Genomic DNA, 22397 nt, shown 5'->3' on the forward strand with positions numbered 1-22397 from the left:
GGGGGGGCAGGCTGGGACGCGCGGGGGCGGGAGGGCGGCGCCCCGCGGCCGGCGCGGCCGCCGGGGCGCGGCCCCCCCCCCCCCGGCGGCGCGCAGCTTCACCAGCGCGCTGTGCGCGGCCCCGGCCAGTTGCGCGGACTCCCACAGCCGCAGCGCCAGGCCGACGGCGGCGGCCTCCTCGCCGGTGAGGGTGATCTCGGGCAGCTCGTAGTCGGCGCGGGCGATGCGGTAGCCGTCCTCGGTGTCGAAGACGCTGGTGCGGCCGGTCTCCAGCGGGATGCCCATCTCGCGCAGGTCGGCCTTGTCCCGCTCGAACATCCGCTTGAACGCCTCGTCGGCGCGGGCGGTGCCGTCGTCGGGCTCGTAGCCGGGGACGGTCGCCCGGATCCGCGCCGCCGTCACGTACTGGCGGGTGCCCAGCAGCGCGATGACCAGGTTGACCAGCCGCTCCGCCCGCTTCGCCGACACATCCCCACCCTAGACAAAGGACCCCCTGCCCCCCGCTGCTCGCATGCTCGCAGCGGGCCCCTGCAGGGGGCCACGGGGGGCGCGGGGGGCACCGGGGTCCTTAGGCTCGCCCCGTGGGGGAACGGACGACTGAGCAACGGATCCGGTGGCGACGCGGCACGGTGACCGCGACGGGAAGGAGCTGGCGCGACGCGCTGGAGCTCACCGTGGAGGTGCCCGGCGACGGCGCGGTGCGCTCTCTGGCGCACCCGTCGCTGGTGGGGGTGCCCGAGGTCGGCGACGAGGTGCTGCTCAACACCACCGCGTGGGCGCAGCGGCTGGGCACCGGCGGGTACGCGCTCGTCGTCGCCGTGCCCGACCGGCTGCCGCCGGACCCCGCCGGCCCCGGCCACCTGGTCAAGGCCCGCTACACCCCGCTGCAGGTGAGCGTGCAGGGCGTGGACGAGCAGGACACCGAGCACCACGACACCATCGCCGCGGCCGAGGACCTGGGCGGGATGCCGGTCGTCGTCGCCGACCTGCACTCGGCGCTGCCGGCCGTGCTCATCGGCCTGTTCGCCACCGACCCCGACCTCAAGGTCGCCTACGTGATGACCGACGGCGGCGCGCTGGTGGCCGGGTTCTCCCGGACCTTGCACACCCTGGCGCCGTCGCTGGCCGGGGTGGTCACCGTCGGGCAGGCCTTCGGCGGCGACCTGGAGGCGGTCACCCTGCACACCGGGCTGCTCGCGGCGCGGCACGTGCTCGGCGCGGACGTCGCCGTGGTCACCCAGGGGCCGGGCAACCTGGGCACCGGCACCCCGTGGGGCTTCTCCGGGGTCGCGGCCGGGGAGGCGTGCAACGCCGTCAGCGTGCTCGGCGGCGAGCCGATCGGCGCGCTGCGGATCTCCGACGCCGACCCGCGCCCCCGCCACCGCGGCGTCTCCCACCACTCGCTGACCGCGTTCGGGCGGGTGGCCCTGGCCGGGGTGACGCTGGTGGCCCCGCGCGGGCTGGGCTCGGAGCTCGGCCGGCAGGTGGAGGAGGACCTGGCCGGGCAGCCCGAGCGCAACCGGGTGGTGTGGGTCGACGTCGAGGGGCTGGACGAGGCGCTGCAGCTGTCGCCGGTGACGCTGTCGACGATGGGCCGCGGCTGGCCCGAGGAGCGCGCCTACTTCCTCGCCGCCGCGGCCGCCGGCCGCTACGCCGCCGTCCGGGTGCCCCTGCCGGACTGACCCTGCCCGGCTGACCCGCGCGCGTCCCCGCGGACGGGCACCGTGCCCGCCCGCGGGGGGGGGGTTCGCGGACTACATGGACGCGATGAGCTTCTCCACGCGCTCGTCGACGCTCTTGAACGGGTCCTTGCACAGCACGGTGCGCTGGGCCTGGTCGTTGAGCTTGAGGTGCACCCAGTCGACGGTGAAGTCCCGCCGCTTCTCCTGGGCCTTGCGGATGAACTCCCCGCGCAGCTTGGCCCGGGTGGTCTGCGGCGGCACGTTCTTCGCCTCGAACACCCGCGGCTCGTGCGCCACCCGCTCCACCTGGCCGTTGCGCTCGAGCAGGTAGTACAGCCCGCGCCGGCGGGAGATGTCGTGGTAGGCCAGGTCCATCTGCGCCACCCGCGGCGAGGACAGCGACAGGCCCCGCTTGCCCCGGTACCGCTCGATCAGCGACAGCTTGGTCGCCCAGTCGATCTCCCGGTCGATGAGCGAGAGGTCCTCGGTGTCGACGGCCTTGAGCACCCGCCCCCACAGCTCCAGCATCTGCCGGTGCACCGGGCCGAAGCCCTCCCGGTCGACGAACTCCGCGGCGCGGGAGTGGTACTCCCCCTGGATCTCCAGCGCGCTCATCTCCCGGCCGTTGGCCAGGCGCACCTTGCGGCGGCCGGTGACGTCGTGGCTGATCTCCCGGATCGCCCGGATCGGGTTCTCCAGCGCCATGTCCCGGATCGGCACGCCGGCCTCGATCATCCGCAGCACCAGGTCGGTGATGGTGACCTTGAGCAGCGTCGTCGTCTCGTTCATGTTCGAGTCGCCGACGATCACGTGCAGCCGCCGGTAGCGCTCGGCGTCGGCGTGCGGCTCGTCGCGGGTGTTGATGATCGGCCGGGACCGGGTGGTCGCCGAGGACACGCCCTCCCAGATGTGCTCGGCGCGCTGGCTGACGCAGTAGATCGCCCCGCGCGGGGTCTGCAGCACCTTGCCCGCGCCGACGATCAGCTGCCGGCTGACCAGGAACGGGATGAGCACGTCGGCCAGCCGGGAGAACTCCCCGTGCCGGCCGACCAGGTAGTTCTCGTGGCAGCCGTAGCTGTTGCCCGCCGAGTCGGTGTTGTTCTTGAACAGGTAGATGTCGCCGGTGACGCCCTCCTCGGCCAGCCGCTGCTCGGCGTCGACCAGCAGGCCCTCGAGGATCCGCTCACCGGCCTTGTCGTGGACGACGAGCTCGGTCAGGTCGTCGCACTCGGCGGTGGCGTACTCGGGGTGGCTGCCGACGTCGAGGTACAGCCGCGAGCCGTTGCGCAGGAACACGTTGGAGCTGCGCCCCCACGACACGACCCGCCGGAACAGGTAGCGGGCCACCTCGTCCGGGGACAGCCGCCGCTGCCCCCGGAAGGTGCACGTGACGCCGTACTCGGTCTCGATCCCGAAGATCCGTCGGTCCACGGACCGAGCCTAGGCGCCGGATGCGACTCCGGCCGGTTCCCGGGCGTCCCTTCGACGGCGCCGCTCAGCTGCCCCCGTCGGTGCCGCCGCCGACCCCGTCGGCCGGGCCCGGCTGGGGGCCGCTGCCCTCACCGGACCCGCCCGTGCCGCCGGCGGTGTCCGGCGCCGAGGGGTCGCCGAGACCGGCCGGGGTGCCGGGCATCGCCGCGCTCGGGACGTGCGTGTGCGTGGTGCCCTCGGGGGCGGCCTCGCCGGCGCTGCGGTCGCCGAGCAGGGTGCCCAGCGCCGCGCCGACCACCCGGCGGAAGGCCCGCTTGGGCCGGCGGCGGTCCAGGACGGCGACCTCGAGCTGCCCGGCCGGCAGCAGGCCGCCGGCGCCGTTGCCCGACATCGCCGGGCTGGACGCCGACAGCGCCCGGACGCCGACCATCAGCGCGTCCCGCAGCGCCAGGCCGGGGCGGAAGTCCTCCCGCAGCCGGGCGGTGACGGCCTCGGCCTGCCCGCCCATGACCACGAAGTCCGGCTCGTCGACGACCGACCCGTCGAAGGTCAGCCGGTACAGCTGGTCCTGCTCGGCGGTCTCGCCGACCTCGGCGACGCAGAGCTCCACCTCGTAGGGCTTCATCTGCTCGGTGAAGATCGCCCCGAGGGTCTGCGCGTAGGCGTTGGCGATGACCCGGCCGGTGACGTCGCGGCGGTTGTAGGAGTAGCCGCGGACGTCGGCCAGGCGCACCCCGGCCACCCGCAGGCTCTCGAACTCGCTGTACCGGCCGACCGCGGCGAAGCCGATCCGGTCGTAGATCTCGCCCACCTTGTGCAGCGTGGAGCTGGGGTTCTCGGCGATGAACAGCACGCCGTCGGCGTAGGTGAGGACGGCGACGCTGCGGCCGCGGGAGATGCCCTTGCGGGCGTACTCCGAGCGGTCGCGCATGAGCTGCTCGGGCGAGGCGTAGTACGGCATGGTCATGGCGCTCAGCCCTGCCCCTCGGCGGCGGCCCGCTCGTCGACGATGGTCTTCGCGATGGCGGAGACCTCGTCGTCGGTCAGGCGGACCGCGCCCTCGGCGTCGACGCGGTACACGATCGGGTACAGCCGGCGCACCGGGTCGGGGCCGCCGGTGGCCGAGTCGTCGTCGGCGGCGTCGTAGAGCGCCTCGACCAGGCTGCGGGTGGCGTCGTCGCCGCCCATCCCCGGCCGCCACGTCTTCTTCAGCGAGTTCCGGGCGAACAGCGAGCCGGAGCCGACGGCGGCGTAGCCGCGCTCCTCGTAGTTCCCGCCGGTGACGTCGTAGCTGAAGATCCGGCCCGGGCTGGTGCCGGGAGCGGCGTCGAGGTCGAAACCGGCGAACAGCGGGACGACGGCCAGGCCCTGCAGCGCGGCGCCGAGGTTGCCGCGGATCATCTGGGCCAGCCGGTTTGCCTTGCCGTCGAGGCTGAGGGTCAGCCCCTCGATCTTCTCGTAGTGCTCGAGCTCCACCTGGTAGAGCCGGACCATCTCGATCGCGATGCCCGCGGCGCCCGCGATGCCGATCACCGACCAGGAGTCCGCCGGGTACACCTTCTCGATGTCGCGGCTGGAGATCAGGTTGCCCATGGTGGCCCGGCGGTCGCCGCCCATGAGCACGCCGCCGTCGTAGGTGACCGAGACGATCGTGGTGCCGTGCGGGGTGAGGTCGCCGGCGTGCACCGACGGCACGGGGCGCCGCCCGGGCAGCAGGTCGGGCGCGGCCTGGGCGAGGAAGTCGGTGAACGAGGAGCCCACCCGGTCCAGGTAGGCGGGCGGGAAGCCGCTCCGGCCGGTGTGCGACTGGGTCAACCCGTCTCCCCTTCCCGCGCCCCTCCCGGGGTGCTCCTCAACGTGCCGTCGACAACGTGCCGTCGACGTGCCGCGGACGTGCCGCGGCGGCTCGTCGCCGACCCTACCGGCGCGACTGGCAGGCCACCCGGGACGCGGGCGGGCCTGGTCGGCCGCGACCGCCGGGTCTACGGTGCGCCGGCCTCGATCGACCGGAGGGGAGCTGGCGTGACCGACGGACCGCACCTGCAGGAGGCGGGGAGAGCACCGCACGTCCCTCGGGTGCCGGCGGCGCGCCGCCGCGCCGCCCTGGCCGCGACCGGGGTGCTGGTCGCCCTGCTGTGCGGGCTGTGCGCGGTCTCGGCCCGCGCGGCGCTCGAGGGCCGGGCCGGGTGGACGGCGGCCGGGGCGGCCCTGGCCGGGCTCCTGGCCGCCCAGTCCCTCTGGCCGCGGGTCCGGCAGGACCGGGCGGGCCGGCTGCGGCTGGAGGGGACGGTGCTGGTCGGGCGGACCCTGCTCGGCGAGCAGGGGGTCGACCTCGCCCGGCTGACGGCGGTGTCCGCCGGCCGGGACGTGGACGTGGACCAGATCGTCAGCGTCGGGCTCACCGACGGCGGTCGGCACCTGGTGGTGCCCTGGTCGCGGCTGGACGGCCTGCCGCAGGCACGCCGGCTGCTCGTCGACCGGCACCGGCGGGGCGTGCTGCTGCCGCCGGCAGTGTGCGACGCCTGGGACCTCCCCGCGCCGCCCGAGGTCCCCGCGCCCTGGCCGGTGCGCCGGGACGGGGTCGAGCGCGCCATCGGTGCGCTGACCCTCGTCGGCTCGGTCGCCGCCGTGGCCGCCGGCGTCCTGCTGGCGTGACCCCGCCGGCGCGGTGGTGCCGCGGGTGCCAGTGGTGCCGCGGGTGCCAGTAGTGCCGCGGGTGCCGGACCGGCGCCGCGGCCGGGCGCCGGCCGGGGCGGGGCGCTGCTCGTGCTCGTCGTGGCGCCGGCGGCGGGCTGGGCGCCGGCGAGCCGGCCGGGCGGGCTGGCGGTCCCGCTCGCCGGCGCCGGGGAGGCAGCCGCGGTGCTGCTGTTCGCCGCGGTCCGGCTGCTGGTCGACGGCGGGAGCCCGACCGCTCACTCCCCGGCCTGCGGTCTCACCGACGGAGCGGCCTGCAGTGCGCGGTGGTGGAGGACGTAGCGGGCGGCCGCGCGCAGGATCTCCGGGTCGTCCTTGAACTGTCCGAGACCACCGTTGCAGTCGAAACACAGCAGCGCCCGCACCGCACCGGTCACGTGGTCGTGGTCCACGTGCTGCGCCGCTGCCCGACGGCAGATCGCGCACCGGCCGTCCTGCTGAACGAGCATGACGTCGGCCTCGGCGGCCGTGATGCCGTAGCGCCTCTTGAGGTGATAGGTCCGTGACCCGCCGACCTTCTCCTTCGACGCCTTGCCGCGGGCGTTGTGGCAGGGCTTGCAATAGGGCTGGCGCCCCGAGGGCTGACTCCGGTTGCGCACGAAGTCGTCGATCGGCTTCACCGAGCCGCAGTCAGGACACCACTTGTGACCGTCCGGCACGGCGATCTCGCGTCTGTGCCTGCTCTTCGGCGGCCCCTGGCGCGCGTCCTTGGCGCGGAGGAGGCGACGGCGAGCGTGCACGCAGCAGTAGAAGCTCAGGCCGTCCGAGCGCGACCGGTCGGAGGAGAACTCCCCGACCGGCCGCTCCTCACCACAATCCCGACAATACTTGGTATTGTTTACTGCACGAGGAGTGCTGTCGGGAGAATGGTCTATTGGCCCCCCTTTTGCACATAACTGCGCACAAATTCCTCTGCGTTCTCCTCGAGCACGTCGTCGATCTCGTCGAGGATGGCGTCGACGTCCTCGGACATCTCCTTGTGCCGCTCGGCGACCTCGGTGTCGACCGAGGCCTCGACCTCGTCGGCCTCCTCGCGCGTGCGCGTGGTCCGCTGCTGCCCGCCGGTGTCCCTGGTGGCCATGTGCCCTCCCCTGGTGCGCGCCGAGTGCGTGCTGCCGCCGAAACTACCCGCAGGTACCGACACCCGGCGGCCTCAGCGGGCCGCGCCCAGCCGCGCCAGCAGCGACGCGCGGATCGCCGGGCGCGAGCCGAACACGAGCAGGAACACCGCCTCGCGCGCCGTCCGCTCGGCGACCGAGCCGGCGCGCGCGGCGCCGCTGCCCGTCGCCACCACCAGGGCCGCGGCCGCCCGGTGCGCCAGGGCCGCGGCGGCGGCCCGCGCCTCCGGCAGCTCCCCCGGCCCGGCCGCGTCGAGCCGGGCGCGCGCGTCGGCCAGGTCGTCGTCCAGGGGTGAGGGGCCGAGCAGCCGGGCGCACCGGAGGACCAGCCCCAGCGCCAGCGAGCCGTTGAGCCGCAGCCCGGCCGCGTCGCCCGCGCGGACCTCGGCCAGCGGGGTCGCGCCCAGCAGCCGGGCGGCGGGCACCCGGTGGCCGCGCAGGTGCAGCTCCACCGTGGCGCTGGCCTGCACCGCCGCCAGCGCCTGCGGCACCGCCGCGAGCGTCGGCCCCTCCGCGGCGTCGACCAGCACGAACGCGACGTCGTCGCCGTCGCGGGCGGCCACCAGCAGCACGTCGACCAGGCCCCAGCCGGTCACCCACGGCACCGCGCCGTCGAGCACGAGGTCGCCGCCGTCCCGGGACAGGATGACGGGCGCCGCGTCCGGGCGGGTCGCGGCCTGCAGCGCGATCCCGGCCCGCCGGCGCCCGGCGCACAGGTCGGCCAGCAGCTCCGGGTGCGCCCCGGATGCGGTCAGCCGCCCGACGACGCCGTGGTGCTGCAGCCAGACGAACGCGGTCGCGAGGTCGCCGGCCGCGAGCTCCTCGACCACGGCCGCCAGCGTCGCGCCGTCGCCGTCCAGGCCGCCGGCGTCCGCGGGCCCGACCAGGCCGTACAGCCCGGCCGCGGCGAGCGCGTCGAGGTGGCCGCACGGCAGGACGCCGGTGGCGTCGACGGCGGCGGCCGCCGGCGCGAGCAGGCCCCCGGCCAGCGCCCGCGCGACCTCGACCGGCGAGGCCACTAGGCGCCGGTGATGGTGTCGACCAGCTCCTGGGCGCTCGCCGTGGACTCGAACAGCAGGCCCACGTGGTCGCGGGTGCCGCGCAGCGGCTCCATCGTCGGGATGCGCACCAGGTTCTCCCGGCCGAGGTCGAACACCACCGAGTCCCACGACGCCGCGGCCACCTGGGCGGGGAAGCGCCGCAGGCACTCGCCGCGGAAGAAGGCGCGGGTGTCGGCCGGCGGGGTGACCATCGCCCGGGTCACCTCGTCGTCGGTGAGCAGCCGCTGCATCGAGCCGCGGGCCACCAGCCGGTGGTAGAGCCCCTTCTCCGGGCGGACGTCGGAGTACTGCAGGTCCACCAGCTGCAGCCGCGAGTCGCCCCAGGACAGCCCGTCGCGGGACCGGTAGCCCTCCAGCAGCCGCAGCTTGGCCGGCCAGTCCAGCCGGTCGGCCAGGCGCATCGGGTCGGTGGCGAGGTCGTCGAGGACCTCCGCCCAGCGGCGCAGCACGTCGGTGGTCTGCTCGTCGGCCTCGCCGTTCCGGTCGACGAAACGCTCGGCGTGGTCGAGGTAGACGCGCTGCAGGTCCAGCGCGGTCATCCGCCGCCCGTCCCGCAGCCGGACCTGGGTGGCCAGCGACGGGTCGTGGCTGACCGCCTGCAGCGTGGCGACCGGCTCCTCCAGCGAGAGGTCCTCGCGCAGCGCCCGCGCCTCGATCATCGCCAGCACCAGCGACGTCGTCCCGACCTTGAGGTAGGTCGACAGCTCGGCGAGGTTGGCGTCGCCGATGATCACGTGCAGCCGGCGGTACTCGTCGGGGTTGGCGTGCGGCTCGTCGCGGGTGTTGATGATCGGCCGCTTGAGGGTCGTCTCCAGGCCCACCTCGACCTCGAAGAAGTCCGCCCGGGAGGAGATCTGGAAGCCCTGGGTGCGGCCCTCGGTGCCGATGCCGACCCGGCCGGCGCCGGCGAACACCTGCCGGGTCACGAAGAACGGGATCAGCCCGCGGATGATGTCGATGAACGGCGTCCGCCGGTCCATCAGGTAGTTCTCGTGCGCGCCGTAGCTGGCGCCCTTGCCGTCGGTGTTGTTCTTGTACAGCTGGATCGGCTGGGTGCCGGGGATGCGGGCGGCCCGGTGGGCCGCCTCGGCCATGACCCGCTCCCCCGCCTTGTCCCACAGGACGACGTCGCGCGGGTTGGTGACCTCCGGCGTGGAGTACTCCGGGTGCGCGTGGTCGACGTAGAGCCGGGCGCCGTTGGTGAGGATGACGTTGGCCATCCCCGAGTCCTCGTCGAGATCGGTGTGGTCCAGCGCCTGCGCCGGGGACAGGTCGAAGCCGCGGGCGTCGCGCAGCGGCGACTCCTCCTCGAAGTCCCAGCGCGGGCGGCGGCGGGTCGGGGCGTCGGCGACGGCCCAGGCGTTGACGACCTGGCTGGACAGGGTGGTCGGGTTGGCGGTGGGCTGCCCGGGCACCGAGATGCCGTACTCGACCTCGGTCCCCATCACCCGGCGCACGCTCATGCACCGAGCCTAGGCGTCCGGCGCCGGGCCGCCGGAGCGCCGCCCCGGGCCCCGGGCGCACCGGCGACGTCGTCCGGCCGCCTCCGGCGGGGACCAGCACGCACCGCGCGTACGGCGTCTGCGCCCACTCGCCGGGGATGTCGACCGCACGTCGACGACGGCGCCGCCGGGCACCTCGCCGCCGGGGTGCGAGGGCGACGATCGGCCGCCTCGCCGTCCGGCCGCCCCGCGCGGACGGGACGGCCGGCCCGGCCTAGAGGTACTGGCCGGTGTTGGTGGCGGTGTCGATCGCGCGGCCGGAGTCGTTGCCCTTGCCGCTGATGAGCGTGCGGATGTAGACGATCCGCTCGCCCTTCTTGCCCGAGATCCGCGCCCAGTCGTCGGGGTTGGTGGTGTTGGGCAGGTCCTCGTTCTCCTTGAACTCGTCGACGCAGGCCTGCATCAGGTGGCCGACCCGCAGGCCCGCCGTCCCCGTCTCCAGGTTCTCCTTGATGGCCATCTTCTTGGCCCGGTCGACGATGTTCTGCAGCATGGCGCCGGAGTTGAAGTCCTTGAAGTACAGGACCTCCTTGTCACCGTTGGCGTAGGTGACCTCGAGGAAGCGGTTCTCCTCGCTCTCGGTGTACATCCGCTCGACGGTGCGCTGGATCATCGCCTGGATGGTGGCCTCGGTGCTGCCGCCGTTCTCGGCGAGGTCGTCGGCGTGGATGGGCAGCGTCGGGGTCAGGTACTTGCTGAAGATGTCGCGCGCGGCCTCGGCGTCGGGCCGCTCGATCTTGATCTTCACGTCCAGCCGGCCGGGCCGCAGGATCGCCGGGTCGATCATGTCCTCGCGGTTCGAGGCGCCGATGACGATCACGTTCTCCAGGCCCTCGACGCCGTCGATCTCGCTGAGCAGCTGCGGGACGATCGTCGACTCGACGTCGGAGGACACACCCGACCCGCGGGTGCGGAAGATCGAGTCCATCTCGTCGAAGAACACGATGACCGGGGTGCCCTCGCCGGCCTTCTCCCGGGCCCGCTGGAACACCAGCCGGATGTGCCGCTCGGTCTCGCCGACGTACTTGTTGAGCAGCTCCGGGCCCTTGATGTTGAGGAAGTAGGACTTGGCCTGCCCCTCCCCCTTCACCGCGGAGACCTTCTTGGCCAGCGAGTTGGCCACCGCCTTGGCGATGAGCGTCTTGCCGCAGCCGGGCGGGCCGTAGAGCAGGATGCCCTTCGGCGGGCGCAGCTGGTACTCGCGGAACAGGTCCGCGTGCAGGAACGGCAGCTCGACGGCGTCGCGGATCTGCTCGATCTGCCGGGCCAGGCCGCCGATGTCGGAGTAGTCGATGTCGGGGACCTCCTCGAGGACGAGCTCCTCGACCTCGCTCTTGGGGATCCGCTCGTACACGTAGCCCGACCGCGACTCCAGCAGCAGCGAGTCACCGACCCGCAGCGGCTGGTCGGTGAGCGAGTCGGCCAGGTAGACCACCCGCTCCTCGTCGGTGTGGCCGATGACCAGGGCCCGCGGCGTGACGCCGTCGATCGGCTCCAGCAGCTCCTTGAGCATGACGACGTCGCCCTGCTTCTCGAAGCCGAGCGCCTCGACGACGTTCATCGCCTCGTTGAGCATGACCTCCTGGCCGGGCCGCAGCTCCTCGGCCTCGACGGCCGGGGACACCGAGACGCGCAGCTTGCGGCCGCCGGTGAAGACGTCGACCGTGCCGTCGTCGTGCTGCCCGAGGTAGACCCCGTAGCCCGACGGCGGCTGGCCGAGCCGGTCGATCTCCTCCTTGAGCGTGAGCAGCTGCTCACGGGCGTCGCGCAGGGTGCCGGCGAGCTTGTCGTTGCGCTCGGACAGGAAGGCCGCGCGGCCCTCCGCCTCGGCGATCCGCTCCTCGAGCGCCCGCACCTGCCGGGGGCTGTCGGCCACCTTGCGGCGCAGGAGAGCGATCTCCTCCTCGAGGTAGGAGATCTGGGAGAGCAGGGCGGAGACGTCACGTTCGCGCCGCGCTCGGAACTCGTCGGGACCGCTGACAGGACCGGGGCCCATCGCGCACCTCCGCACATCGGGGGGAGCCAGGAGGCAAATCTATACACGCCTGCCGACACCGTGCCCGACGCTCGCCGGAGGTCGACTCCCCCCTGCAGGGCTACTTCTGGGGACGCCGCTGGCGGACCGGGGCGACGACGCCCTCGGCCAGCCGGCGGGCGGTCACGAGGAACGCGGTGTGCGCGACCATGCGGTGCTCGGGGCGGACGGCGAGGCCGACGGCGTGCCACGGGCGGACCAGCGACTCCCAGGCGTAGGGCTCGGTCCACACGCCCTGCGCGCGCAGCGCCTCGACGTAGGTGGACAGCTGGGTGACCGTCGCGACGTAGCCGACGAGCACGCCGCCGGGCCGCAGCGCCGCGGCCACGGTGGGCAGCACCGCCCACGGCTCGAGCATGTCCAGGACCACCCGGTCGACCACCTCGTCCGCGGGGTGGTCGGCGAGGTCGCCCAGGCGCAGGTCCCAGGTGTCCGGCACCCCGCCGAAGAAGGCGGCCACGTTGCCGCGGGCGACGTCGGCGAAGTCCTCGCGCCGTTCGTAGCTGGTGACCCGGCCCGACACCCCGACGGCGCGCAGCAGCGAGCAGGTGAGCGCGCCGGAGCCGGCGCCGGCCTCGAGGACCCGCATGCCGGGCCCGATGTCGCCGCTGCCGACGATCTGCGCGGCGTCCTTGGGGTAGATGACCTGCGCGCCGCGCGGCATGGACAGCACGAAGTCGGCCAGCAGGGGCCGGAACGCCAGGTAGCCGGTGTTGGCCGTGGAGTGCACGACCGAGCCCTCCGGCGCCCCGATGAGGTCGTCGTGGGCGATGGCGCCGCGGTGGGTGTGGAACTGCTTGCCGGGCTCGAGGACGACGGTGTGCAGCCGGCCCTTGGGGTCGGTCAGCTGCACCCGGTCGCCGACGGCGAAGGCGCCCGGCACGGTCGGAGGACCCTCCTGCCCCCCACCGCTCGCAGGCTCGCGGCGGGCCCCGGCAGGAGGGCCGTCCTCGGCGGGGGCGGCGCTCGGCGCGTTCTGGCTGGGCTCGGGCTGCGGGTCCACGGGCGGCCAGCCTAGGCGAGCGGCGGGACGGGTCCGTCCGGCGCGGGCACTCGGAACTGTCGGCGGGGCGACGTAGCGTCGGGTGCATGACGGCAGTGGCGCAGGACCCGGCGCGCAGCGGCACGGTCTTCCCCGACACGGCGTCCGACGGCGGCGAGCAGGCTCCCGACGGGCGCAGGGCCCCGCGCCGGCCCTCGCTGTCGCCGAGCCGGGCGGCGGACTTCAAGACCTGCCCGCTGCTCTACCGGTTCCGCACCATCGACCGGCTGCCGGAGAAGAAGAGCGCCGCGGCGGTGCGCGGCACGCTGGTGCACGCGGTCCTGGAGCGGCTCTACGACCTCCCGCCGGCCGAGCGGACCGTCGAGGCGGCCCGCGGCCTGGTGGCGCCGGCGTGGGACGAGCTGCGCGCCGACCCCGAGGTCGAGGGGCTGTTCACCGCCGGCGAGGAGGGGCAGCAGCCGCCGTCGCTGGAGAGCTGGCTGGACTCGGCCGGGAAGCTGGTGGAGACCTACTTCCGGCTCGAGGACCCCACCCGCATCCAGCCGGAGGGCCGCGAGCAGCTGGTCGAGGTGACCCTGCCCGACGGGCTGCTGCTGCGCGGGTACGTCGACCGGCTCGACGTCGCCCGCAACGGGGCGCTGCGGGTGGTCGACTACAAGACCGGCTCGATGCCGCGCGAGGCGTTCGAGTCCAAGGCCCTGTTCCAGATGAAGTTCTACGCGCTGGTGCTGTGGCGCACCCGCGGCGTGGTGGCCTCCCAGCTCAAGCTCATCTACCTCGGCGACGGCGACGCGCTGACCTACGCCCCCGAGGAGGCCGAGCTGGTCCGCTTCGAGCGGACGCTGCTGGCGATCTGGGCGGCGATCGAGCGGGCGGTGGCCACCGGCGACTTCCGGCCCAACCGCACGCGGTTGTGCGACTGGTGCGACCACCAGGCGCTGTGCCCCTCCTTCGGCGGCACCCCCCCGCCGTTCCCCGCCGAGGCCGCCGCCCGCGCCGGCTGGGCGACGCTGCCGATCGTCGAGCGCGACTGACGCACCCGGCGCCCGCTCCCGTGGCCCGGCGGACGCACGCCCGGGACGATCACGGCGCCGCGGTCGCGCCGCGCCGTCGCCGTCCGGCGTGTCGCCACCGGGCCCCGTGACCACCGGACCGCGGCGCCGGGGGGTCCTCCGGCAGGTGCTCTCCCCCTCGCTCGCAACCGGCCGACCAGGTCGGCGCCTGAGTTGGGGATAACGGTTGACGTCGCGGACGGCGGCGTGAGCGAGACGCGCCGGTCCACGTCGACCCGGCGGCGCGGCCGGTCCTAGCGTCGGCTCCCCCGCCATCCCTGGGAGGACCGGCATGCGCGGCTACCGGGCCGACCGGGCCTTCGACGGCGAGCGGGTGCGGCGCGACGGGGCCCTGGTGCTGGTCGACGACGGCCGGATCGTCGCCGTCGAGCCCGCGGGGACCGCCCCGCCCGACGGCGTCCCCGTCACCGCGCTGCCCGGGACGACGCTGCTGCCCGGGCTGGTCGACACGCACGTCCACCTGTGCGGCGACAACGGCCCCCGCGCCCTGGACCAGCTCCCCGAGCTGGAACCGGCACAGGTCGACGCGATCGTCGCTGCCGCCCTGCGGCAGCACCTGGCCGCCGGGGTGACGGCGGTGCGCGACCTCGGCGACGTCGGCTGGGCGGTCGTCGAGCGGGCGCCGGCCGACGGCCCCACCGTGGTCGCCTCCGGCCCGCCGCTCACCTCCCCCGCCGGCCACTGCGCGGGCATGGGCGGCGTCGTCCGGGGCGTCGAGGCGCTGCGGGCCGCGGTCCGCGAGCGCGCCGAGCGGGGCGCGGACGTCGTCAAGCTCATGGCCAGCGGGGGCGTCATGACCCCGGGCACCGACATGGCCGCCTGCCAGTTCAGCACCGCCGAGGTGCGCGCCGTCGTCGACGAGGCGCACCGGCTGGGCCTGCCGGTCACCGCGCACGCGCACGCGCTGAGCGCCGTCCGGCAGGTGCTGGCCGCCGGCGTCGACGGCATCGAGCACTGCTCGTGCCAGACCGCCACCGGCTGGGGCGTCCCGCCCGCGCTGGCCGCGCAGCTCGCCCGCGCGGGCACCGCCGTCTGCCCGACGCTGGGCCTGGCCGACGGCGTGGTGCCGCCGCCGCGGATCCGGGAGCTCCTCACCCGGATGGACATCACCGACCCGGCGCGCGCCGCCGACGCCGCCCGCATGCACCGCGCGGGCGTCCGGATCGTCAGCGGCGTCGACGCCGGCATCGGCCCCGGCAAGCCGCACGGGCTGCTGCCGCGGGCGGTCGCCTCGCTCGCCGGCGGCGGGGTGCCGGCCCCGGAGGCGCTGGCGACGGCGACCTCCGCGGCGGCCGCCGCCTGCGGTCTCGGCGGGCGCACCGGGCGGCTGGCGCCCGGCCTGGACGCCGACCTGCTGCTGGTGGACGGCGACCCCACCGTCGACGTGACGGCGCTGGAGCGGGTGCGGCTGGTGGTCTCCCGCGGCCGGGAGGTCGTGCCGGCCGGCTGAGGGGTCAGCGGCGCCGCGCGGCGTCCCGCCCGAGCAGCAGCGCCTCCAGGTCGGCGAGCCCGACGCCGGCCAGCGTGTCGCGCAGCACCAGGCCCGGCGCGGGCTCCAGCGGCTGCAGCGCGGGCACGCCGAGGACGGTGGCGCCCGCGGCCAGCCCGGCGGCCACCCCGGCCGCGGAGTCCTCGACGACGACGCAGTCGGCCGGGTCCACGCCGAGCGCGGCGGCGGCCTGCAGGTAGGGCGCCGGGTCGGGCTTGCGGGCGGGCACCTCGTCGCCGCACACGGTGAGGTCGAACGGCGGCACGTCCGGGAACGCGCGCTCGATGTGCGCGATGACCACGTCGGCCAGGCGGCGCGACGTCGTCGTCACCAGGGCCGTGGGCAGCGCGGCGGCGCGCACCTCGGCCAGCAGCTCGCGCGCGCCGGGCCGCCAGTGCAGGTCGGTGGCGAGCAGGCCGGCGACGGTCTCCTCCACCCAGGCGACGTCGGCGCTCGTCTCCCCGGGGGTGCGCTCGATCCCGAGGTCGGCCTGCAGGATCCGCATCGACGTCGCCATGCTGGTGCCGACGGTGGCCTCGCGGGCGGGGGCGCTGAGTTCACCGCCCAGGCGCCGGGCGAGGGCGAACAGGGCGTGTCCCCAGTGCTGCTCGGACTCCACCAGCGTGCCGTCCATGTCGAAGAGCACCGCGCGCAGGTCGGTCCGGGCGTCAGGGGCAGGGAGGGTCACGGCAGGTCTCTCGGGCAGGGAGCAGGGGCACGACGGCCCAGGCCGGCCGACGTCCCCAGTGTCCCACCGCCCCGGCCCGGGCCGGTGCCCGCACGGGGAGCGGTCAGTCCTCGACGCGGAACCCGATCTTGAGCGTCACCTGGACGTGCGCGACCTCCCCGTCGGCGACCTGCCCGCGCACCTCCTGGACCTCGAACCACTCGACGTTCCGGATGGTCTGGCACGCCTTGCCGATCGCGGTGCGGATCGCGTCGTCGACACCGGTCGGGCTGCTGCCGACGACCTCGGTGAGCCGGTACACGTGGTTGGCCATGGCGGTCTCCTCCCCGCACCCGGCGGCACCGGGCGCGGGTCGATCCTGGCCCGGCGGCGCCGGCCGCGGAACGAGGCGGTCAGCCGGGCAGGATGTTGACCACCCGGGCGAGCACCACCACGAGGACGCCGAGGGAGATCGTCGACTGCAGTGCCATCAGGCCCTTCACCCGCAGCGTCAGCGGCAGCGTGTCGGTCGGGCTGAAGGCGACGAGGTTGGTGAACGCCACGTACAGGTGGTCACCGAAGCGCGGACGCCACCCCGGCGCCGCGAGGCCGGGCGCGCCGGTCTGGGGGAACTGGAAGTCGGGATAGGGCCGCGGCTCCGCGACCCGGCCGGCCGGCCCGCCGCCGTCGAGCTGCCAGTAGAGCAGGGCGAACGTGACCACGTTGACCAGCAGCACCAGCCCCGCCGCGACCAGCAGCCGGTCGGCGGTGAGCGGGACGTGGTCGACCTCGCCGTCGCCGAGCACGAGGACCACCAGCCGGGCGGCCGCGGCGGCGTTGGCGACCACGAGGGTGCCGAACAGCGCGAGCACCAGCGACCGGGCGCCGCGGGGCACCGGACCGGGCCGGGCCGCGACGGCCACCAGCACCAGCAGCGCGGCCCCCTCCACGAGCGGGACGAGCAGCGGCGGGCCCACCCGGTACCGGGCGGGGATCAGCACCTGCAGCAGGATGACCAGCACGCCGGTGAGCAGCGGCCAGGTGTAGCTCTCCGGGGTGCCGGACCGGGTCCGGCCGACCGTGCGGTCCATCGCACCACCGCGTCCCTTCGGTCCCACCCCCCAGCATCCGCGGGTCGCGTCCCGGGCTCGTCACCCGGCGCGGACGAGTGCGCCGGTCAGGCGGGGCGGACGGGGGCGCCGGTCAGGCGGGGCGGACGGGGCCGCCGGTCAGGCGGCGCGGCGGCGGGCCCGCCGCAGCAGCACCGCGCCGACCCCGCCGGCCACGGCGACGCCGATCGCGAGCCCGGTGCCGTTGCCCTCGGCCGGCATCTGCGTCGAGGGCGGGCACTCCGCGCCGGCCTTGCGGGCGGCCAGGTTGGTCTCGCCCAGGTGCCACATCGGCCCGCCGCCGTTCTCGACGGTCACGGAGAACACGGCGTGCCGCACCCCGGGCGCGAAGGTCGTCGGCTGCGGCTCCCCGAGCGGGGCCGGCGTCACCTGGTTGGCCGGGCCGACCGGGATGTCCACCGTCTCGCCGGTGCGGTTGTCGTAGCCGAACACCGCCGTCCAGCTGCCGTCGGCGTGCCGGACGACGCAGTCGACCAGGGGCACCACGTCCGGCGGGTCCGACCGGTTCGGCGCCGCCCCGGCGACACCCGGGGTCAGGGCGACGACCGCCCCGACCGCGGTGGCCGCGAGTCCCCGCGCGAGGCGGCCCCGTCGCGTCGTCGAGCGTCCCGTCGTGTCCATGCCGTCCCTCGTGTCGCTGGTGAGCTGCACCTGACACGGGTCCATCGGCAGACGTGGAGGCGGCGGGGAGCCGGATCCCGGGATCCCACCCGGGCGGGTGAGCCCTACTCGAAGCGCACCGGCTGCCCGGTGGCCTCCAGCACCGACATCCACAGGTCGCCCAGCGGGTCGACGTGGTTGCGCCGGCTGACCGCCAGGGACATCGGGAGGTGCACGAACCGCCGCCGGCGGCGGGCCACGATCACCTCGGTGCGGCCGGCCATCGCCGCGTGCACGGCGGCGTGCGCCAGCCGCAGGCAGTAGGCGCTGTCGTAGGGGTTGGCCGGCACGCTGCGGATGGCGTAGCTGGGGTCGAAGTAGCGGACGTTGTTCTCGACCTTCGCGTCGTCGAGGTGCTCGGTGATCAGCCGGCGCAGCAGCCGCCCGATGTCGCCGAGCCGGACGTTGCCCGACGCGTCGCGGCCGGGCTCGTGCTCCTCGATGTGCTCCTGCCCGGCGCCCTCGGCCACCACGACCACGGCGTGCCCGCGCTCCTCCACCCGGCGGCGCAGGTGCTCGAGGAAGCCGTGCTCGCCGTGCAGCGCGAACGGCACCTCGGGGATGAGCACGTAGTCGGCGTCGTCCTTGGCCAGCGTCGAGTAGCAGGCGATGAAGCCGGAGTGCCGGCCCATGAGCTTGACCAGGCCGACGCCGCCGGGCGCCGACCGGGCCTCCACGCTGGCGGCGTGGATCGACTTGGTCGCCTCCGACATCGCGGTCTGGAAGCCGAAGCTCTGGTCGATGTAGGGGATGTCGTTGTCGATGGTCTTGGGCACCCCGACGACGGCGATCTTCAGGCCGCGCTCCTCGACGACCCGGACGACCTCCATCGCGCCGCGGATCGTGCCGTCGCCGCCGATGACGAACAGCACGTTGATCGCCAGCCGCTCCAGGGCGTCGACGATCTCCTCGGGGTCCTGCATGCCGCGGGAGGTGCCGAGGATGGTGCCGCCCTCGTCGTCGATGTGCTGCACCACCTCGGGCGTGAGGTCGACGACGTCCTCGCCGTAGTGCGGGATGAAGCCGCGGTAGCCGTTGCGGAACCCGACGATCCGGCGCACGCCGTAGTGGCGGCACAGCTCGAGGACCAGCCCGCGGATGACGTCGTTGAGGCCGGGGCACAGCCCGCCGCAGGTGACGATGCCGACCCGGGTCTTGGCCGGGTCGAAGTAGATGCGCTTGCGCGGCCCGCCCGGCTCCAGGCTGGGCAGCCGGTCGACCGGCACGCCCCGGGTGCCGGCCATCGACAGGGTGTCGTCGAAGAGGATCCGGTCGTCCTCCTCCACCGAGTGCTGCGTGGTCTCCCGCGCGGCCAGCCGCTCCGCCAGCGGCGAGTCGATGCGGCACGGACCCAGCGTCCGCACGGCGAGGTCCTCGTGTCCGATCACACACGGAACGCTCCCACACACGGGTCACGCCGCTGCGCGCGGCACCCCGGTCGTCAGGACGTCATGTCGACCTGGATCTTGGGGCCGGGCCCGGACCCCTCCGGCCGGCGCCCGGCGAGCACCTCGCCGACCTGCGCGAGCCCCACGGTGGCGGCCACCAGCGGCCGCGGGTCGACGGTGCCGGCGGCGTAGGCGGCGACGGTGTCGGCGAGCCCGGGCGAGGCGGAGAGCACGCCGACGGCGGTGACGTCGGCGAGCACCAGTGCCCGGGTGTCGACGGCGCTCGGGCTGCCGGCCAGCCCGATGCAGACCACCCGGCCGGCGGGCTCGACCAGGTCCAGCGCCCGGGCGGGGGCGCCGGCGTCGGTGGAGGCGTCGACGACGGCGTCGAACGGCCCGGCCGGCACGGTGTCGGCGGCGGCGAACCCGAGCCCGCGGGCGAAGGCCAGGGACCCCGGTGTGACGCCCAGCAGGTGCACCTCCGCGCCGGCCGCGCGGACGAACATCGCCGTCAGCAGGCCGATCGTGCCCGGCCCGACCACCAGCACCCGGTCGCCGGGCCCGGCCGCGGTGGCGCGGGCCGCGCGCAGCGCGTTGCCGCCGGGCTCGACCAGCGCGCCGAGGACGGCGTCGACCGCGTCGGGCAGGGCGTGCAGGAAGCGCGCCGGCACCGCCAGCCGCTCGGCCAGCGCGCCGGGCCGCCCGCCCCGGATGCCGACCTCCTGCCGCTGCGCGCACACGTGCTGCTGCCCGCGCCGGCAGCGCCGGCAGGTGCCGTCGCCGAGCATGGTGTCGCCGGTGACCCGCCGGCCGGCCCAGCCGGGGTCGACCCCCTCCCCCACGGCGGCGACCGTGCCGGCCCACTCGTGGCCCAGCCGCATCGGGTAGGCGGCGTGGCCCTGGTGCAGGTAGGCCATCTCGCCGGTCCAGAACTCGACGTCGGTGCCGCACACGCCGACCCGCTCGACGTCGACGACCACCTCCCCCGGCGCCGCGACCGGCTCCGGGACCTCGGTGACCCCGCCCTCGCCCGGCCCGGTGACGACGAACGCGCGCACGCTCAGTCGACGAGGTCGAGCGCCGCGCCGACCAGCGAGTCGACGTCGAGGCCGTGGTGGCGGTACACGCTGTCGAGGTCGCCGCTCTGGCCGAACCGGGTGACGCCCAGGTGCGCCGCGGGCACCCCGCGGACCCCGGCGAGGAACGCCAGCGTGTGCGGGTGCCCGTCGAGCACGGTGACCAGCGGCGTGGCCCGGTCGGCGGGGAACGCGCCGTCGAGCACCCACGGCGCGGCGTCGTCCAGGCCGCGGCGGGCCTGCACCGCGCGGAACAGCAGCCCGGGGCTGGTCACCACGACGACGTCGGCGGGGAACCCGAGCCCGTCGAGCCGCTCGGCGGCGGCCAGCGCCTCGGGGACGACGGCGCCCATCGCGGCCAGCGTCACCGCCGGGCGCGGCACCCGGCGCAGCGGGTAGGCCCCGGCCACCACCTGCCGGCGGCGCCGCTCCCGGGCGGCCGGGTCGGCGGGCACCGCGGCCAGCGCCTGGTCCACCGGCCGGGTGGACAGCCGCACGTACGCCGACTGCCCGCCGGGGCGGCCCATCTGGCCGAGCGCGGCGAGCAGGCACCACTCGGTGTCCAGGGCGAACGCCGGCTCGTAGGACAGGCAGCCGGGCTGCTCCAGCCCGATCGACGGCGTGGTGACCGACTGGTGCGCGCCGCCCTCGGGCGCCAGGGTCACCCCCGACGGGGTGCCGACCAGCAGCGACTGCCCGCCCGCGTAGATGGTGAACGACCACGGCTCCAGCGCCCGCTCGACGAACGGGTCGTAGAGGACGCCGACCGGCAGCAGCGGCTGCCCCCACCGCGACCAGGTGGCGCCGAGCTCGCCGATGGCGCCGACCAGGTTGGTCTCGGCGATGCCGAGCTCCACGTGCTGGCCCGAGGGCTTCTCCCGCCAGTGCAGGATCGTCTCGGCGTCGTCGGCGAACCAGTCGCGGCGGTCCTCGTGCGACCAGACGCCGACCTTGTTCACCCAGCCGCCGAGGTTGGTCGAGCTGGACACGTCGGGGCTGACGGTGACCACCCGCCGGCCCACCTCCGGGGCGGCGCGGTTGAGGTCGAGCAGCGTGCGGCCGAGCGCCGCCTGCGTGGTGGCGGTGCCCGACGGGGTGCGGCCCAGGTCGGCCGGCACGGGCGGGACGACGGCGTCGTCGACCGGCGGCCGGGCCAGCCGGGCGGCCGCGGCGGCGAGCAGCTCGGCGGGGCGGCTGCCGGCCGGGAACCCGGCCCACGGCTGGCCCGGGTCGACACCCACCCGGGCGGCCAGCTCGTGCAGCTGGGCCTCGGTGAGCAGCGCGGAGTGGTTCTGCGGGTGGCCCTCGGTGGCCAGCCCGTAGCCCTTGAGCGTGTAGGCGATGACCACGGTGGGGCGGGTGTCGTCGATCTGCGCGAACGCCTGCCGCAGCGCGGTGAGGTCGTGCCCGCCGAGGTTGCGCACCGCGGCGACCAGGTCGGCGTCGGGCACCCCGGCGACCAGCTCGGCGATCGCGGCCGCGCCGGGCCCGTCCCCGGGCAGTTCGCGGCGGACCTCCGCCGGCGTGCGGCGCAGCAGCCGCTGGTACTCGGCGTTGCTCATCCCGTCGATGCGGTCGCGCAGCGCGGGCCCGCCGGGCCGGGTGAACAGCTCCTCCAGCAGCGCGCCGTACTTGACGGTGAGCACCTGCCAGCCGGCGGCGGTGAACATGCCCTGCAAGCGGGTGGCGCCCATGGTCGGGACGACGCGGTCCAGCGACTGCCGGTTGAGGTCGACGATCCAGTTCACCTCGCCGAGCTCGGCGACCATCGGGTCGAGCACGGCCTCCCACACGGCGCCCTCGTCCAGCTCGGCGTCGCCCACCAGCGACCACTGCCGGCCGGTGCCGCCGGCGCCGAACTGGGTGTTGACGTAGCGGCGGGCCAGCGCGCCCCAGACCGGCGCGGTGGCGCCGATGCCGACCGAGCCGGTCGAGTAGTCCGCCGGGACGGGGTCCTTCAGCCGCGACGGGTAGGACTGCAGCCCGCCGAACGCGCGCAGCGTGGTCAGCCACGAGGCGTCCAGTTGCCCGAGCAGGAACTCCAGCGCGTGCAGCACCGGGCTGGCGTGCGGCTTGACGCTCACCCGGTCGTCGGCGGCCAGCTGCTCCAGCCACAGCGCGGTCATGATCGTGACCATCGAGGCGCTGGACGCCTGGTGCCCGCCCACCTTGAGCCCGCTCGGGTCGGGGCGCACCCGGTTGGCGTGGTCGACGATCGCCGTGGCCAGCCACAGCACGCGCTGCTCGATCTCGCGCAGCGCGGCGTCGTCCGAGCCGGTGGCGGGGGGCCGCGGGGCGGCGAGCGTCATGGTCACTCCTGTCGGGTGGGCGGACGACCAGCATCGCGCGTGCGCGCGACCTCCCCGGAGGGAGGGCCGGTGTGCCACC

The 22397-nt window shown here is 75.4% G+C and carries 21 protein-coding genes; 4 read left to right on the forward strand and 17 right to left on the reverse strand.

Annotation, left to right across the window (positions count from 1 at the left end):
• Window positions 1–468 (reverse strand): helix-turn-helix transcriptional regulator (locus ACI8AR_RS09385; protein WP_457050772.1); only part of this gene is annotated, 468 nt, incomplete at its 3' end.
• Window positions 469–629: 161 nt separating this feature from the next.
• On the opposite strand from ACI8AR_RS09385, the gene ACI8AR_RS09390 reads away from it, so the two are divergent.
• Window positions 630–1682 (forward strand): DUF3866 family protein, encoded by a 1053-nt coding sequence (locus tag ACI8AR_RS09390; RefSeq protein ID WP_457050773.1) that lies wholly within the window; start codon window positions 630–632, stop codon window positions 1680–1682.
• Between the two features lie 72 nt (window positions 1683–1754).
• On the opposite strand, the gene pafA is transcribed toward ACI8AR_RS09390, so the two are convergent.
• From pafA to prcB, 3 genes are all read right to left on the reverse strand, one after another.
• On the reverse strand, window positions 1755–3113 hold the full coding sequence (pafA, locus tag ACI8AR_RS09395; protein ID WP_456929672.1) for a Pup--protein ligase: 1359 nt from the start codon (window positions 3111–3113) through the stop codon (window positions 1755–1757).
• Between the two features lie 64 nt (window positions 3114–3177).
• Window positions 3178–4080: a proteasome subunit alpha gene (gene prcA, locus ACI8AR_RS09400; protein WP_457050774.1), complete on the reverse strand. Its 903-nt coding sequence runs from the start codon at window positions 4078–4080 to the stop codon at window positions 3178–3180.
• 5 nt (window positions 4081–4085) lie between these two features.
• The gene (gene prcB, locus ACI8AR_RS09405; protein ID WP_457050775.1) at window positions 4086–4928 is read right to left on the reverse strand and encodes a proteasome subunit beta; all 843 of its coding nucleotides are present in this window, start codon (window positions 4926–4928) and stop codon (window positions 4086–4088) included.
• 207 nt (window positions 4929–5135) lie between these two features.
• Here prcB and ACI8AR_RS09410 point away from each other — a divergent pair, with 207 nt between their 5' ends.
• Window positions 5136–5768: a hypothetical protein gene (locus tag ACI8AR_RS09410; protein ID WP_457050776.1), complete on the forward strand. Its 633-nt coding sequence runs from the start codon at window positions 5136–5138 to the stop codon at window positions 5766–5768.
• Between the two features lie 257 nt (window positions 5769–6025).
• Here ACI8AR_RS09410 and ACI8AR_RS09415 read toward each other — a convergent pair whose 3' ends face one another.
• From ACI8AR_RS09415 to ACI8AR_RS09440, 6 genes are all read right to left on the reverse strand, one after another.
• On the reverse strand, window positions 6026–6427 hold the full coding sequence (locus ACI8AR_RS09415) for an endonuclease VII domain-containing protein (protein ID WP_457050777.1): 402 nt from the start codon (window positions 6425–6427) through the stop codon (window positions 6026–6028).
• Between the two features lie 251 nt (window positions 6428–6678).
• The gene (locus tag ACI8AR_RS09420) at window positions 6679–6888 is read right to left on the reverse strand and encodes a ubiquitin-like protein Pup (protein ID WP_456935958.1); all 210 of its coding nucleotides are present in this window, start codon (window positions 6886–6888) and stop codon (window positions 6679–6681) included.
• A 72-nt stretch (window positions 6889–6960) separates the two neighbouring features.
• The gene (locus ACI8AR_RS09425) at window positions 6961–7944 is read right to left on the reverse strand and encodes an acyl-CoA dehydrogenase family protein (RefSeq protein WP_457050778.1); all 984 of its coding nucleotides are present in this window, start codon (window positions 7942–7944) and stop codon (window positions 6961–6963) included.
• The gene (gene dop / locus ACI8AR_RS09430; protein ID WP_457050779.1) at window positions 7944–9449 is read right to left on the reverse strand and encodes a depupylase/deamidase Dop; all 1506 of its coding nucleotides are present in this window, start codon (window positions 9447–9449) and stop codon (window positions 7944–7946) included. Before dop ends, ACI8AR_RS09425 begins: the two co-directional genes overlap by 1 nt.
• A gap of 253 nt (window positions 9450–9702) precedes the next feature.
• On the reverse strand, window positions 9703–11484 hold the full coding sequence (gene arc, locus ACI8AR_RS09435) for a proteasome ATPase (RefSeq protein ID WP_457050780.1): 1782 nt from the start codon (window positions 11482–11484) through the stop codon (window positions 9703–9705).
• 100 nt (window positions 11485–11584) lie between these two features.
• Window positions 11585–12406 carry a tRNA (adenine-N1)-methyltransferase gene (locus ACI8AR_RS09440; RefSeq protein ID WP_457050781.1) on the reverse strand — a complete coding sequence of 274 codons (822 nt, stop codon included), beginning with the start codon at window positions 12404–12406 and terminating at the stop codon, window positions 11585–11587.
• Between the two features lie 206 nt (window positions 12407–12612).
• Between ACI8AR_RS09440 and ACI8AR_RS09445 the strand changes: the two genes are divergently transcribed.
• Window positions 12613–13560: a RecB family exonuclease gene (locus tag ACI8AR_RS09445; RefSeq protein ID WP_457050782.1), complete on the forward strand. Its 948-nt coding sequence runs from the start codon at window positions 12613–12615 to the stop codon at window positions 13558–13560.
• Between the two features lie 310 nt (window positions 13561–13870).
• The gene (locus ACI8AR_RS09450) at window positions 13871–15049 is read left to right on the forward strand and encodes an amidohydrolase family protein (protein WP_457050783.1); all 1179 of its coding nucleotides are present in this window, start codon (window positions 13871–13873) and stop codon (window positions 15047–15049) included.
• A 4-nt stretch (window positions 15050–15053) separates the two neighbouring features.
• Here ACI8AR_RS09450 and ACI8AR_RS09455 read toward each other — a convergent pair whose 3' ends face one another.
• The 7 genes from ACI8AR_RS09455 to ACI8AR_RS09485 form a co-directional block, all read right to left on the reverse strand.
• Entirely contained in the window at window positions 15054–15776 is a 723-nt protein-coding gene (locus ACI8AR_RS09455; RefSeq protein ID WP_457050784.1) for an HAD family hydrolase, read from the reverse strand.
• 103 nt (window positions 15777–15879) lie between these two features.
• Window positions 15880–16089: a dodecin gene (locus tag ACI8AR_RS09460; protein ID WP_456929013.1), complete on the reverse strand. Its 210-nt coding sequence runs from the start codon at window positions 16087–16089 to the stop codon at window positions 15880–15882.
• 79 nt (window positions 16090–16168) lie between these two features.
• Complete coding sequence (locus tag ACI8AR_RS09465; RefSeq protein WP_457050785.1) at window positions 16169–16846, reverse strand: hypothetical protein; 678 nt, start codon at window positions 16844–16846, stop codon at window positions 16169–16171.
• Window positions 16847–16984: 138 nt separating this feature from the next.
• Window positions 16985–17506, reverse strand: a complete 522-nt coding sequence (locus ACI8AR_RS09470; protein ID WP_457050786.1) for a hypothetical protein — start codon at window positions 17504–17506, stop codon at window positions 16985–16987.
• A gap of 104 nt (window positions 17507–17610) precedes the next feature.
• Window positions 17611–18933, reverse strand: coding sequence for an ATP-dependent 6-phosphofructokinase (locus ACI8AR_RS09475; protein ID WP_456929016.1), 1323 nt, complete (start codon window positions 18931–18933; stop codon window positions 17611–17613).
• Window positions 18934–18986: 53 nt separating this feature from the next.
• Window positions 18987–19991 carry a zinc-dependent alcohol dehydrogenase gene (locus ACI8AR_RS09480; RefSeq protein ID WP_457050787.1) on the reverse strand — a complete coding sequence of 335 codons (1005 nt, stop codon included), beginning with the start codon at window positions 19989–19991 and terminating at the stop codon, window positions 18987–18989.
• Between the two features lie 2 nt (window positions 19992–19993).
• On the reverse strand, window positions 19994–22318 hold the full coding sequence (locus tag ACI8AR_RS09485) for a transketolase-like TK C-terminal-containing protein (protein ID WP_457050788.1): 2325 nt from the start codon (window positions 22316–22318) through the stop codon (window positions 19994–19996).
• Window positions 22319–22397 lie beyond the last annotated feature (79 nt).

Source organism: Geodermatophilus sp. SYSU D01036, from assembly GCF_054050435.1.

Excerpts from the sequence above, each read along its gene's own strand:
- arc (WP_457050780.1), bottom strand. The coding sequence starts at position 11,484 with ATGGGCCCCGGTCCTGTCAGCGGTCCCGACGAGTTCCGAGCGCGGCGC.
- ACI8AR_RS09485 (WP_457050788.1), bottom strand. The coding sequence starts at position 22,318 with ATGACGCTCGCCGCCCCGCGGCCCCCCGCCACCGGCTCGGACGACGCC.
- ACI8AR_RS09470 (WP_457050786.1), bottom strand. The coding sequence starts at position 17,506 with ATGGACACGACGGGACGCTCGACGACGCGACGGGGCCGCCTCGCGCGG.
- ACI8AR_RS09460 (WP_456929013.1), bottom strand. The coding sequence starts at position 16,089 with ATGGCCAACCACGTGTACCGGCTCACCGAGGTCGTCGGCAGCAGCCCG.
- ACI8AR_RS09420 (WP_456935958.1), bottom strand. The coding sequence starts at position 6,888 with ATGGCCACCAGGGACACCGGCGGGCAGCAGCGGACCACGCGCACGCGC.
- prcA (WP_457050774.1), bottom strand. The coding sequence starts at position 4,080 with ATGACCATGCCGTACTACGCCTCGCCCGAGCAGCTCATGCGCGACCGC.
- ACI8AR_RS09450 (WP_457050783.1), top strand. The coding sequence starts at position 13,871 with ATGCGCGGCTACCGGGCCGACCGGGCCTTCGACGGCGAGCGGGTGCGG.
- ACI8AR_RS09465 (WP_457050785.1), bottom strand. The coding sequence starts at position 16,846 with ATGGACCGCACGGTCGGCCGGACCCGGTCCGGCACCCCGGAGAGCTAC.
- dop (WP_457050779.1), bottom strand. The coding sequence starts at position 9,449 with ATGAGCGTGCGCCGGGTGATGGGGACCGAGGTCGAGTACGGCATCTCG.
- ACI8AR_RS09445 (WP_457050782.1), top strand. The coding sequence starts at position 12,613 with ATGACGGCAGTGGCGCAGGACCCGGCGCGCAGCGGCACGGTCTTCCCC.